The organism is Micromonospora sp. WMMD729 (assembly GCF_049315225.1).
Taxonomy (GTDB): domain Bacteria; phylum Actinomycetota; class Actinomycetes; order Mycobacteriales; family Micromonosporaceae; genus Micromonospora.
In genome coordinates this window covers 4825775-4838443 of the sequence record NZ_CP186059.1, presented here as the reverse complement: position 1 = coordinate 4838443, position 12669 = coordinate 4825775, and the positions used below count along the sequence as shown (strand labels likewise).

The window sequence follows — 12669 nt, the reverse complement described above, 5'->3', positions numbered from 1 at the left end:
GGCACCCGATGGAGAAGACTGTGTACAACTCTTTCCCCCTGCACCCCGAATGCCCCGACGTGCGACGGCTGGCCGACAACCCGGCCGAGGCGCTGCTGCGCGCCGAGGCCGACCTGGTGGCCGCCGAGAACGCGGCCGAGGCCGACCGTTACCGCCGGCTGGAGGACCTGGAGGAGGCCCAGCAGGACGGGCGGGGCGTCACCCGACGCACGTTCGTCGCCGGTGCCGCGGCCACCGCCACCGCACTGGCCACCGCCCAGTTCGTCACCACCTCGGCGTCGTTCGCGGCCACCAAGACCGGCACGCTGATCCACGTCTTCCTCTACGGCGGCCTGGACGGGCTCAGCCTCGTCGCGCCGGACAACGACCCGGTGCTCGCCAAGGCCCGGCCCGACCTGCTGCTCGGCAACGACTCGCTGGCCCTGAGCCGCGGCTTCAAGCTGACCAGCGCGTTCAAGCCGCTGGAGAGCTTCCTCAAGGCCGGTCAGCTCGGCTTCATCCCGGCGGTCTCCGACGAGCGGCTGTCCCGCAGCCACTTCCAGGCCGCCGACGCCTGCAACCTGGGTGGTCTGCCCAACGAGACCGGCGGCCGGGGCTGGCTCGACGGCCTGGTCGACCACCTCGGCAAGGGCACCGCGTTCCGCAGCGTCGGCATCGGCAGCACGCTGCCCCGCTCGCTGGTCGGCAACAACGGCGCGCTCTCGCTGAACAGCGTCGGCTCGCTGCGGCTCAACGGCGACGACAAGTACCGGGCCGCCACCGAGAAGGCCATCAAGGGACTCTTCACCGGGATCAACCACCCGGTCGAGGAGGCCGTGCAGGAGGGCATGGGCGCGCTCGCCACCGCGCAGAAGCTCGCCGCCAAGCCGTACCAGCCCGCCGAGGGCGTCAAGTACGAGGGCGTCGGCAACGCGTTCCAGCAGCTCGCCCAGCTCATCAAGGGCGGTGCCAACGTCCGGGTCGCCACCGTCGGCATGGGCGGCTACGACACCCACGAGAACCAAGGCACCCAGAGCGGCGGCCAGCTGCACCGCCGGCTGAACGAGCTGGCCAGCGCGATGGCGGCGTTCTTCACCGACCTCGGCCCGCAGGCCGCCGACGTGACGATCATGGTGTCCAGCGAGTTCGGTCGCCGGGTCGGCTCGAACACCGGCGGCACCGACCACGGCCACGGCGGTGTGGTCACCGTCCTGTCCGGCAAGAAGCTGGCCGGATCGCTGCTGGGCACCTGGAACGGGCTGAGCAAGTTGGACTCCGGCGACGTGCCGGAATACAACAACATGTTCAACGTCTACGGCTCCCTGGCGCAGGGCCGCTTCGGGCTCACCAACGCCGAGGTGCAGAAGGTGTTCCCGCGCATGAAGTACGCCCCGATGAAGCTGTACGCGTGACGTACCCGGGCACCCACGCCGCCGGCCGCCGCACCGGGACCTCGTCCCGGCACGGCGGCCGGTCGGCTGCTCCCGTACCCCCGCAGGTCCCCGAGCGGCGCGGACCCGGCGGCCGGCGGTTGCTGGCCGTGCTGCTGCTGGTCGGGCTGGTGGCCAGCGTGCTGCCGTGGTGGCTGGGCACCCCCGCCGGCTCGCTGCGCAGCACCGCCTCGACCCTCACCGCCGGCGGCCGGATCACCGGGCTGATCGCCGGGTACCTGCTGCTCGTGCAGGTGCTGATGATGAGTCGCCTGCCCGTGCTGGAACGGTGGATCGGCGGCGAGCAGATCGGCCGCTGGCACCGCGACATCGGCGCGACGCTGCTGGTCGCCGTGCTGGCGCACCTGTCGCTGATCCTCGTCGGGTACGCCGACCTGCGGAACCACTCGGTGTTCGCCGAGGTGGGCACACTGCTCGGCGGGTACGAGGACATGCTCTCGGCTTTCGTCGCCACCGGCATCATGATGGTGGTCGGGTTCAGCAGCGTCCGGGCCATCCGGCGCGCGCTGCCCTACGAGCTGTGGCACCTGCTGCACCGCTCCAGCTATCTGGTGCTGTTGCTCGGCTACGGGCACCAGTTCAGCCACGGCGCGCAGCTCTACAAGCCGGGCCCGGTACGCACCGGCTGGATCGCGCTCTACCTGCTGGTGGTCGCCGCGCTGCTGTGGGGACGGGTGATCGCGCCGCTGGCGTTCAACCTGCGGTACCAGCTGCGGGTCGCCGACGTGGTCGCGGAGAGCCCGGACACCATCTCCATCTACCTCACCGGGGAGCGGCTGGGCCGGCTCGCGATGCTCGGCGGGCAGTACTTCCGCTGGCGCTTCCTCACCTCCGGCTGCTGGTGGCAGTCGCACCCGTTCTCCGTCTCCGCCGCCGCGAACGGCCGCTGGCTGCGGCTCACCGTCAAGGTCGTCGGCCGGCACACCGCCGACCTGCGCGACCTCGACCCGGGTACCCGGGTGTGGGCGCAGGGCCCGTCGGGCACCTTCACCGCCGCGCACCGGCTGCGCGAACGGGCGCTGCTGATCGCCGGCGGCAGCGGCATCACGCCGATCCGGGCCATGCTCGAGGAGTTGCCGCCGGGCGCGGCCCTGATCTACCGGGCCCGTACCCCGGCCGACGTGCTGCTCAGCCGCGAGCTGGACTGGCTGGCCCAGGAACGCGACACCTCGGTCTGGTACGTCATCGGCTCCCGCGACGACCCCGGCCCACGCCAGCTCATGAGCCCGGACGGGTTGCGCCAACTGGTACCCGACGTGGCCCGGCGCGACGTCTACCTCTGCGGGCCGTCCGGCCTCGTCGAGCAGTCGGTGCGCGCGCTGCGCCGCGCCGGCGTACCTCGCCGGCAGATCCACTTGGCCACCTTCGAACTGTAGGAAGGCATCGCATGCGTCGCGCGTTGCTCGCGATCACCGGCCTGGCCGCCAGCACCACCGCCCTGGTGGTGCTCAAGGGCTCGCCGGGCACCACCCAGGTCGCCCAGAACCTGCCGACGGCGCAACCGGTCAACCCCAGCGGGCCGGGGGTCGAGGAGAGCGTCGCCCCGGCCGCCGACCCGTCGGGTGCGGCGCCGAAGCCGTCCGAGACCGCCGACGCGTCGGTGTCGCCGAAGCCCGGTAAGACGACCGCCAAGCCGTCCGGCACGAAGACCACCGCGAAGGCGCCGACCGCGCCGAAGACCACCAAGGCGCCGCAGTCGACCACCCGCCGGGTGACCGGGCCGACCGTGGACACGGCCGACGACTACGGGTACGTGCAGGTGCAGATCGTGGTCTCCGGCAACAAGATCGTCGACGCGGTGACGTTGTCGCTGCCCAGCGGCGGCGAGTCCGACATCCACAGCGGCGACGTCCGCAACGCCTACAACGGCACCGGTGGCGAGGTGGTGAAGAAACAGAGCGCCAACCTCAACACCGTGTCCGGCGCGACGGCCACCAGCAACGCGTACAAGACGTCCCTGCGGGCCGCCATCGAGCAGGCGTTCTGAGGTGCCGGCCGCGATGACCCGGCCCGGGCTGTGCCGGGTCGAGCACATCATGGGTACGACCATCACGCTGGACCTCGCCGAGGACCTGCGTCCCGCGCGGCTGCGGGAACTGGCCGACGACGTCTTCGCCTGGATGCACGAGGTGGACGGCCGGTTCAGCACGTACAAGTCGGACAGCGAGGTGTGCCGGTTCGACCAGGGCGAGGTGCTGCTCTCCGAGGCGTCGACGGACCTGCGCTTCGTGCTGGAGGCGTGCGCCGACCTGTGGGGCGTCACCGACGGGTTCTTCGACGCGTACGCCACCGGCGGACTCGACCCGTCGGGGTTCGTGAAGGGCTGGGCCGCCCAGGTCGCCTCGGACCGGCTCCTCGCCGCCGGCGCGGCAAACCACTGCGTCAACGCCGGCGGCGACGTGCGCGTACGCGGCTTCTCGCCCACCGGCGAGCCGTGGCGCATCGGCATCCGGCACCCGTGGGACGAGACGGCGGCCTGCCTGGTGCTCGCCGGCACCGACCTGGCGGTGGCCACCTCCGGGGTGTACGAGCGGGGCCGGCACGTGCTGGACCCCCGCCGGGGCGCCCCGGCCGGCGGGCTGCGCTCGGTGACCGTGGTCGGCAGCGACCTGGGTGTCGCGGACGCCTACGCCACCGCCGCCCTGGCCATGGGCGCGGCGGGGATCGGCTGGCTGGACCGCCTGACCGACCACACCTACGCGGTCATCACCGACGACGCCCGCCAGTACCACTCCGCCACCCTCCCGCAGACGGTCTGACCCGCACCCCTCTCCCCGCCCCCGCGGACCCACCCCTTTCCCCGCGATCTTGCAGTTTCGGTTGCCGATCCGTCCCTTGTGGTGGGGAATGCCGCGACACAAAGTGCAAGATCGGCGGGGTGGGGGTGGGGCGGGTTTAGCGGAGGGGGCGGTGGGTGGTGGCGGGGCGGGTGCCGGTGGGGCGTGGGCGGCCCGGGCGGGAGCCCGTCGGGCGGGTGCCGGCCCAGCGGTGCCCTCGTTGGCCGCGGCGGGGCGGCTCGGTGCCGCCGGGATACGGCGAGCGGTCGTGTGTGGGCATCGTTCCCCCGTTCGTGGCGCGCGTTCGCGCCGTCGCCTGCTCAACGAGGACCGGTGGCCCGGCGACGTTGTCGGTCACCGGATCGGATCGTCGGCCGGCTCCGGCTCACCTGCCCCGGCGGGGCAGCGGCAGGTGGCCGGGGAGCAGGTCGTGGGTGAGGGTCACCCCGCTGGCGCGCAGCGCCTCGATCAGGGTGTTCTGCACGAGGTACGAGTCGGGAAGCTGCCAGCGGGCCTGCTCCGGGGCGACCGCCCAGCGCACGGTTCCCTCGGGCAGCCGGGTCGGCGGCGCGGGGATCCACGAACCCGGCCCGTGCCGGACCACGTGGAAGCAGTGCTCCAACTCCGGCCGCAGCGGGTCACCGGGCCGTACCAGGAACATCCATCGGCCGGTGGGGGTGACCAGCACGGGCCCGCGTACGCCGGTGCCGGCGGGGTGGGTCTGCACCGCGTCGAGCACGTGCCGGCCGAGGTGTGCCGGCACCTCCAGCACGTCGAAGGTGCGCCCGGTGGGCAGCAGCACGCCGTGTGGGCGGGTCCGCCACCAGGTGGCCACCCGGGCCGGGTCGGTGGTGGCGGCCAGTTCCCAGTTCTCCAGCGCAGGGTGGCAGCCGACCGTGGGACAGCCGGCCCGACCGCACACGAAGCGGCTGCGGGCGAGGCAGGCGCCGGGCGTCACCTCCCAACCGTGTACGGCGTACCGGATGGCGACCCGGCGCAGCCGGACGCGTTCCAGCGGCGACAGTTCGGCGACGCGTGGTCCGACGTTCCCCCACATGTGTGCCATCTCCCCTCGGTCGGGCCCGGCGGACGCCAGGTCGCAGTTCGAGCGCCGTCACTGCCGTAACCCACGATCGTTGAGGTTGACGAACGGCTCGTGCAACTTGCACGAAAAGTACGAGGACTGGCTGTCCGGCTGACGTACAGGCTGTGCGACCAGCGAAAACTGCAAGACGAACGACTGATCGCCGCACCCGCGGACAGCGCCCCGCCCGAAACGGCGGCGGCAGGGGGAGGGATGGGGAGATGGACGAGCTACCCATTGGCCGGCGAGTGGCCTACTGGCGGGGGCGGCGCAAGATGTCGCAGCAGGTCTTCGCGGACCGCCTGGGCAAGTCGAAGAGCTGGGTCGACAAGGTCGAGCGGGGCGTCCGCCGGCTGGACAAGTTCTCCGTCCTCTACGAGATCGCCGACATCCTCCAGATGGACGTGCAACTGCTCATGGGCCGGGACCCGGAGCGGCGTACGGACGCGTTGAACTGCATCGACCAGGTCGAGGTGCAGGAGATCCGGGCCGCCCTGGAACGGTACGACTCGATGAGCGCGTACTTCGACGCCGTGCCGTACCCGCCCCCGCTGGACGACATGCGCAAGGCCGTCAACCACGCCTGGCTCACCTACCAGTACGGCCGGTACGGGATGCTCACCCGCGCGCTGCCCAAGCTGCTGCGCGACGCGCAGGCGGCCGACGCCGCGTACGCCGGCGCGCAGGCCCCGGAGGCCGCGCACCTGCTCGGGCAGGTCTACCAGATCGCCTCCTCGGTGCTGCGCAAGCTCGGCGAGTTCGAGCTGGCCTGGCTGGCAGCCGACCGGTCGATGGCGGTGGCGCAGCGCGCCGACGACCCGCTGCTGGCCGGGATCGCCACCACCCGGGTCTGCAACGCCCTGGTCGCCATGGGCCGGGCCCGGCCGGCGCTCGAGCTGAACGTCCAGATCGCCAACCGGCTGGCGCCCGGCGGCAGCAACGAGGTCTCACCGGCTCGACTCTCCGTCTACGGGATGCTGCTGTTGCAGGGCGCGATGGCCGCGTCCCGGATCGGCGACTCGGCCAGCGTCGACGACCTGATCAGCTGCGCGCAGGAGGCCGCCACCCTGCTCGGCGGCGACCACAACCACTACTGGACCTCGTTCGGCCCGACCAACGTCGAGCTGCACCGGGCCGCCGCCGCCGTCGAGCTGGGCGACGGGGGACGCGCGGTGGAGGTCCACCAGCTCCGCATCGCCGAGCCCGACTTCAACGCTCTGCTGCCCGAGCGCCGGGCCCACCACCTGCTCGACATCGCCCGCGGGTACGCCCAGATCGGCGACGTGGCCAACGCCGGCGAGATGCTGCTGCTCGGTGACCGGCTCGCGCCGTCCGAGATCCGCTGCCGGCCGATCGCCCACGAGGTGATGTCCGACGTCCTTCGTCGCACACGGGGTGCGCCACCTTCTCCGATAGCGGAGTTGGCTGAGCAGATGGGAGTAGGGGTATGAGCGCGGAGCCGGTGTGACGACCGGCGCACCACACACCAGCGAGCACCGTGCGGTGCTCTACGTCATCGCCTGCGGGTCGCCGCTGGCCCGGCACGTCGGCCGCCTGGTCGAGCTGGCCCAGGGCGACGGTTGGGACGTCTGCGTGGTCACCACGCCGGACGGCGCGAAGTTCGTCGACCAGGCCGCCCTGGTCCGGCAGACCGGCCACCCGGTGCGGACGCACTACAAGAATCCCGGTGACCCGGACGTGCTGCCGCCCGCCGACGCCATGGTCGTCTGTCCGGCGACCGTGAACACGGTCAACAAGTGGGCGGCCGGCATCGCCGACACCCTCGCCCTCGGCCTGCTCGTCGAGGCGCAGGGCAAGGGCATCCCGATCGTCGCCGTGCCGTACACCAACGTCGCGATGGCCGCCCATCCGGCGTTCCGGGCCGGCGTGGCCCGGCTGGCGGACTGGGGGATCACGGTGCTCTTCGGTGACCACGTGGTCGCCCTGCACCCACCCGGTACGGGCGAGCAGCACCTGCACGCCTTCCCCTGGGCGATGCCGCTGGCCGCCCTGCGGACCGTCGCGTACCGCGCCGCCTGAGCCTGCCCGCCGGAGCCGGCGCGTCGGCGGCGCTGCCGCCCCGGCGGCTCGAACGGCGTCGCCAGTTCGCGGCCCGGCGAGGGCCTGCCGGACCGCCGACCGGCGCGGCCGGGGCCGGGTGTCACCGCCTGCGGGCCTCCGCGCCGGTAAGCTGGCCCGCCGTGAGCACAAGCCGATCCGCGCCCACGGTGAGCGACGTGGTGGCCGAGGTGGAGCGCCGCTACCCGCCGGCCTGGGCCGAGGACTGGGACCGCGTCGGCCTGGTGCTGGGCGAGCCGACCAGCCCGGTCCGCCGGGTGCTCTGCGTGGTCGACGTGGTGCCCGAGACGGTCGCCGAGGCGCTGACCGTCGGGGCCGACATGATCATCGCGCACCATCCGCTGCTGCTGCGCGGGGTGTCGTCGGTCGCGCCGACGACCGTCAAGGGCCGGATCGTCCACGAGCTGATCCGGGCCGGTGTGGCGCTGTACGCGGCGCACACCAACGCCGACGTGGCCTCCCCGGGCGTCTCGGACGCCCTCGCGGCCCGGTTCGGGCTGACCGGGCTGCGCCCGCTGCAACGGCCCACGCCCGGCTCGCCCGCGCACGGCGACGACCGTGGATTCGGCCGGATCGGCGACCTGCCCGCCCCGATGACCCTCGCCGAGCTGACCCGGCACGCCGCCGCCGTGCTTCCCGTCACGTCCTGGGGAGTTCGCGCCGCGGGCGATCCCCGGCGTATGGTTCGTACCCTCGCCGTCAGCGGCGGGTCGGGGGACAGCTTCCTCGGCGCCGCGACCGCCGCCGGGGTGGACGCGTTTCTCACCTCCGACCTGCGGCACCACCCGGCCAGCGAGCACGTCGCCGCCGATGGTCCCGCCCTGATCGAGGCCGCCCACTGGGCGACCGAACGACCGTGGCTGGACGACCTGGCCGCCTTCCTGCGGGAGGCGCCGGGCGTCGAGACGCTGGTGTCCGACCTGGACACCGACCCGTGGACCGTGCACGCCGCCGCACCCGTTGTGGACGACAAGGAGCCCGACCGTGAAGGCTGACCCCCAGGTCCAGCGCCGCCTGCTCGACCTGCAGGCGCTCGACACCAACCTCGCCCAGCTCGCGCACCGTCGCCGGTCGCTGCCGGAGCGGGCCGAACTGGAGGCACTGGCCCGGGAACTGTCGGCGCTGGAGGACGAGCGGGTACGCGCCCAGGTGGCGGTCGACGACCTGGACCGGGACATCGCCCGGCTGGAGAAGGACGTCGATCAGGTCCGCGCCCGCAAGGAGAAGGACCAGAACCGGCTCGCCGCCGGCACCGGCCCGGCCCGGGAGCTGGAGGCGCTCCAGCACGAGCTGGCCTCGCTCAACCGGCGTCAGGGTGACCTGGAGGACGCCGAGCTGGAGTTGATGGAGCAGCGGGAGACCGCCCAGGGCGTCCTGGACGGCGTCGAGCAGCGCCTGGCCGACGCCCGGGAGAAGCGGGCCGCCACCGAGCAGCGCCGGGACGACGCGTTGGCCGAGATCGCCAAGGAGGAGGAGTTCAAGCGGAGCGCCCGGCAGCCGCTCGCGGCCGACCTCCCCGCCGAGCTGGTCACCCTCTACGACAAGATCCGCGAGGACACCGGGCTGGGCGCGGCGCTGCTCACCGCCGGCCGCTGCGGCGGCTGCCGACTGGAACTCTCCGGCGCCGACCTGGCCCGCATCCGCAAGGCCGCCCCGGACGACGTGGTCCGCTGCGAGGACTGCCGCCGGATCATGGTCCGTACCAACGAGTCGGGCCTGTAGGTCGTGGCGCCGCGCGTGGTCGTCGTCGAGGCCGACGGCGGGTCCCGGGGCAACCCCGGGCCGGCCGGCTACGGCGCGGTGGTCCGTGACCCGGAGACCGGCGAGGTGCTCGCCGAGCGCTCCGAGTCGTTGGGTACGGCGACCAACAACGTCGCCGAGTACCAGGGGCTGATCGCCGGTCTGCGGGCCGCCGCCGAGCTGAACGCCACCGAGGTGGACGTCCGGATGGACTCCAAGCTGGTGGTCGAGCAGATGTGCGGCCGGTGGCAGATCAAGCACCCCGGCCTGCGTCCGCTCGCCGCGCAGGCGGCCGCGCTGGTGGGCCGCTTCGGCGCGGTCCGCTTCACCTGGATCCCCCGCGAGGAGAACCGGCACGCCGACGCGCTCGCCAACGCCGCGATGGACGCTGCCGCCGGCCGGCCCGCCGCTCCGCCGGCCGCCGTCGGCACCCCGGCATCCGCCAGCGCCCCGGCCGGCGACACCTCGACCGGCAGCGACCCGGCAACCGCGCCGGCCTCCTGGGAGCCCCGCCCGAGCTTCACCGCCACCCGGCTGATCCTCGTGCGGCACGGCGAGACCGCGTACACCGAGCAGGGCCGCTACTCCGGCCGCGGCGACGTGCCGCTCTCCGAGCGTGGCCGGGCCCAGGCCGCAGCCACCGGCGCGCGGGTGGCCGCCCTCGCCCCGTCCGTCGCGGCCGTGCTCAGCTCACCCCTGTCCCGGTGTACGGCCACCGCAGCGGCGATCGCCGACGCGATCGGTGCCGTGCCGGTGCGCACCGAGGCCGACCTGATCGAGTGCGACTTCGGGCAGTGGGAGGGGCGTACCTTCGCCGAGGTACGCCAGCAGTGGCCGGGTGAGATGGACGCCTGGCTCGCCTCGACGCGGATCGCCCCGCCGGGCGGCGAGTCGTTCACCCAGGTGGCCGAACGGGTGCGTCGGGTCGTCGACGCGCTGCCGAAGGCGTACCCCGGGGAGACCGTGGTGGTCGTCTCGCACGTCTCGCCGATCAAGCTGGCGCTGCGCGACGCCCTCGCCGCCACCGACGGCTTCCTGCACCGGCTGTTCCTGGACGCGGCCGGCATCTCGGTGCTCGACCTGTGGCCCGACGGCGGCATCGCCGTCCGCACGGTCAACGACACCGCGCACCTGCCCGCTGCCTGAGCAGCGCACCCACCCTCCCTTCACCGTTCGGCGCAGCCCGTGCGCCGTTCGGCGCAGCGCCGTCCGCACCCTGATCGTGACGGCGGTCACAGAGTCGTAGCCTCCGGCCGTTACATCGAGAGCCTCGACTCCCCGGAGGTGTGTCAGATGGCTGCACCCGAACCGGAGGCGCCCAGCACGGCGTCGTCCAGGGCGAAGGACCACAGCCCCTGGAACTGGTTGCTCCTGATCCCCATCGTGGTGCCGCTGGTCCCGGCGTTCTTCAACAGTGACGCGCCCCGGATCTTCGGCTTCCCCCGCTACTACTGGCTGCAACTGGCCTGGATCCTGCTCGGCGTCTCCACCACGACGCTGGTCTACCAGATGACCAAGAAGCGGGGGATGCGGTGAGCGCGAGGAGTGAGCCGGGTTTGCGAGCCCCGCAGTCGCGAACGAAAGGGGTCTGCTGATGTGGCGCGACCATCTCACCGAGATCATCGTCTTCTCGCTGCTGTTCCTGCTGGTCAGCGCGATGGGTTTCGTGGCCGCCCGCTGGCGCGCGCCGAAGGACATGGCACACCTCGACGAGTGGGGCCTGGGCGGGCGCAGCTTCGGCGGCTGGATCACCTGGTTCCTGGTCGGCGGTGACCTCTACACCGCGTACACCTTCGTGGCGGTGCCGGCGCTGATGTTCGGGGCCGGGGCGGCCGGGTTCTTCGCCGTGCCGTACACCATCGTGATCTATCCGATGGTCTTCCTGGTGCTGATCCGGCTCTGGTCGGTCTCGCACCGGCACGGCTTCGTCACCCCGGCCGACTTCGTTCGGCGGCGGTTCGACTCGCCCGTGCTGGCGCTGCTCATCGCGATCACCGGGATCGTCGCCACCATGCCGTACATCGCGCTGCAACTGGTGGGCATCGAGGCGGTGCTCAAGACGATGGGCGTGACGGGCGACAGCGCCCTGGCCCGGCACCTGCCGATCATCATCGCGTTCGCCATCCTCGCCGCGTACACCTACCAGTCGGGGCTGCGTGCGCCCGCGCTGATCGCGTTCGTCAAGGACAGCCTGATCTACATCGTCATCCTGGTGGCGGTCATCTACCTGCCGTACAAGCTCGGTGGTTGGGGCGACATCTTCGACGCCGCGGACGCGAAGTTCCAGGCTTCACCGAACCCGAACGACGGCATCCTGCTCAACGGCAACAACCAACTCCAGTACGTCACGTTGGCGTTCGGTTCGGCATTGGCCCTGTTCCTCTACCCGCACAGCATCACCGGGGTCCTGGCCAGCCGGAACCGGGACGTGATCAAGCGGAACATGTCGGCGCTGCCCGCGTACAGCCTGCTGCTGGGGCTCATCGCGCTGCTCGGCTACATGGCCATCGCGGCCGGGGTGAAGCCGCTGCCGGGGGCCTCGGCCGGCAGCGTGGACAACAACACGATCGTGCCGCTGCTGTTCGACCAGCAGTTCCCGGACTGGTTCGCCGGGGTGGCGTACGCGGCCATCGGCATCGGCGCGCTGGTGCCGGCGGCGATCATGTCGATCGCGGCGGCGAACCTGTTCACCCGCAACATCTACAAGGAGTACCTGAAGAAGGACGCCACCGCCGCGCAGGAGGCCAACGTCTCGAAGATCACCTCACTGGTGGTCAAGGTCGGCGCGGTCGCCTGCATCGTCTTCCTCGACCCGCAGTTCTCGATCGACCTCCAGCTCATCGGCGGCGTGATCATCCTTCAGACGCTGCCGGCGGTGGCGCTGGGCCTCTACACCCGCTGGTTCCACCGGACCGCCCTGATCGCCGGCTGGGTCGCCGGCATGGGCCTCGGCATGTGGATGCTGTACCAGGTCGCCAGCCCGACGAAGAAGCACTTCGGCGGCTCGGCGTTCCCGCTGGAGAAGTTCGGGTTCGACACGCCCAAGACGATCTACGTGGGCATCGTGGCGGTGCTGGTCAACCTGGCCGTCGCCGCCCTGCTGACGCTGATCCTGCGGGCCGTGAAGGCACCCGAGGGCGTCGACGGCACCGAACCGGACGACTACTTCGCCGACGAGGGCGACCCGCGGGTCACCCCGGGCGCCGACCGCGACGCCGACTCCGCCCGCGAGCCGGTCGCCTGACCACTGACCCGCCCGGCTGCCGCTGCTCAGGTCGTGGTCCGCCGGGCGGGTGCGTCTGGAGTGTCGGCCCGGTCCGGCCTGACCCGGGCTGGTCCGGGCTGGTCCGGCTCGGCTTGGGCTGGCCTGGCTCGGGCTGGGCCGGCCCGGCGGGTGGGCGCAGGACGCTTTGGAGCTGATGTCACAAACGAATCGAGATGGTCTCTCCCGGGAGTGATTCGTTGCCGGCATCAGCTCCAAAGCGCTCGTCCACCACCCCCAAGCCCCAACACGGCCACACGCTCCGCGCCCCACGCGCCGATCTTGCACTTTCGGTTG

The 12669-nt window shown here is 72.3% G+C and carries 12 protein-coding genes; 11 read left to right on the top strand and 1 reads right to left on the bottom strand.

All coding sequences use genetic code 11. The features are described from left to right. Positions 1 to 8 precede the first annotated feature (8 nt). The 4 genes from ACN263_RS22020 to ACN263_RS22005 are packed head-to-tail and all read left to right on the top strand — an operon-like array spanning position 9 to position 4189. Complete coding sequence (locus ACN263_RS22020) at positions 9 to 1391, top strand: DUF1501 domain-containing protein (protein ID WP_422736248.1); 1383 nt, start codon at positions 9 to 11, stop codon at positions 1389 to 1391. Beyond that, a complete protein-coding gene (locus ACN263_RS22015) occupies positions 1388 to 2806 on the top strand; it encodes a ferredoxin reductase family protein (protein WP_422736247.1) in 1419 nt (472 codons plus the stop codon). Before ACN263_RS22020 ends, ACN263_RS22015 begins: the two co-directional genes overlap by 4 nt. Before the next feature lie 11 nt (positions 2807 to 2817). Then, a complete protein-coding gene (locus ACN263_RS22010) occupies positions 2818 to 3417 on the top strand; it encodes an FMN-binding protein (RefSeq protein WP_422736246.1) in 600 nt (199 codons plus the stop codon). A 49-nt stretch (positions 3418 to 3466) separates the two neighbouring features. Further along, entirely contained in the window at positions 3467 to 4189 is a 723-nt protein-coding gene (locus ACN263_RS22005) for an FAD:protein FMN transferase (protein WP_422740783.1), read from the top strand. Between the two features lie 403 nt (positions 4190 to 4592). Here the strand turns inward: ACN263_RS22005 and ACN263_RS22000 are convergent, their stop codons facing one another. Continuing rightward, the gene (locus ACN263_RS22000; RefSeq protein ID WP_355051440.1) at positions 4593 to 5264 is read right to left on the bottom strand and encodes a bifunctional DNA primase/polymerase; all 672 of its coding nucleotides are present in this window, start codon (positions 5262 to 5264) and stop codon (positions 4593 to 4595) included. 248 nt (positions 5265 to 5512) lie between these two features. Here ACN263_RS22000 and ACN263_RS21995 point away from each other — a divergent pair, with 248 nt between their 5' ends. The 7 genes from ACN263_RS21995 (at position 5513) to mctP (ending at position 12354) form a co-directional block, all read left to right on the top strand. Next, a complete protein-coding gene (locus tag ACN263_RS21995; RefSeq protein ID WP_422736245.1) occupies positions 5513 to 6742 on the top strand; it encodes a helix-turn-helix domain-containing protein in 1230 nt (409 codons plus the stop codon). Positions 6743 to 6755: 13 nt separating this feature from the next. Continuing rightward, positions 6756 to 7331, top strand: coding sequence for a flavoprotein (locus ACN263_RS21990; protein WP_422736244.1), 576 nt, complete (start codon positions 6756 to 6758; stop codon positions 7329 to 7331). 197 nt (positions 7332 to 7528) lie between these two features. Next, positions 7529 to 8365, top strand: a complete 837-nt coding sequence (locus tag ACN263_RS21985) for a Nif3-like dinuclear metal center hexameric protein (protein ID WP_422740781.1) — start codon at positions 7529 to 7531, stop codon at positions 8363 to 8365. After that, a complete protein-coding gene (locus tag ACN263_RS21980; protein ID WP_422736243.1) occupies positions 8355 to 9092 on the top strand; it encodes a zinc ribbon domain-containing protein in 738 nt (245 codons plus the stop codon). Before ACN263_RS21985 ends, ACN263_RS21980 begins: the two co-directional genes overlap by 11 nt. A 3-nt stretch (positions 9093 to 9095) precedes the next feature. Then, positions 9096 to 10256, top strand: a complete 1161-nt coding sequence (locus ACN263_RS21975; RefSeq protein WP_422736242.1) for a bifunctional RNase H/acid phosphatase — start codon at positions 9096 to 9098, stop codon at positions 10254 to 10256. Positions 10257 to 10403: 147 nt separating this feature from the next. Beyond that, the gene (locus tag ACN263_RS21970) at positions 10404 to 10646 is read left to right on the top strand and encodes a DUF3311 domain-containing protein (RefSeq protein WP_422736241.1); all 243 of its coding nucleotides are present in this window, start codon (positions 10404 to 10406) and stop codon (positions 10644 to 10646) included. A gap of 58 nt (positions 10647 to 10704) precedes the next feature. Then, a complete protein-coding gene (mctP, locus tag ACN263_RS21965) occupies positions 10705 to 12354 on the top strand; it encodes a monocarboxylate uptake permease MctP (protein WP_422736240.1) in 1650 nt (549 codons plus the stop codon). Positions 12355 to 12669 lie beyond the last annotated feature (315 nt).

Bases quoted from the DNA above. Each gene is read 5' to 3' on its own strand.
- ACN263_RS22020 (WP_422736248.1), top strand. From the start codon at position 9: ATGGAGAAGACTGTGTACAACTCTTTCCCCCTGCACCCCGAATGCCCC.
- ACN263_RS22010 (WP_422736246.1), top strand. From the start codon at position 2,818: ATGCGTCGCGCGTTGCTCGCGATCACCGGCCTGGCCGCCAGCACCACC.
- ACN263_RS22005 (WP_422740783.1), top strand. From the start codon at position 3,467: ATGGGTACGACCATCACGCTGGACCTCGCCGAGGACCTGCGTCCCGCG.
- ACN263_RS22000 (WP_355051440.1), bottom strand. From the start codon at position 5,264: ATGTGGGGGAACGTCGGACCACGCGTCGCCGAACTGTCGCCGCTGGAA.
- ACN263_RS21995 (WP_422736245.1), top strand. From the start codon at position 5,513: ATGGACGAGCTACCCATTGGCCGGCGAGTGGCCTACTGGCGGGGGCGG.
- ACN263_RS21970 (WP_422736241.1), top strand. From the start codon at position 10,404: ATGGCTGCACCCGAACCGGAGGCGCCCAGCACGGCGTCGTCCAGGGCG.
- mctP (WP_422736240.1), top strand. From the start codon at position 10,705: ATGTGGCGCGACCATCTCACCGAGATCATCGTCTTCTCGCTGCTGTTC.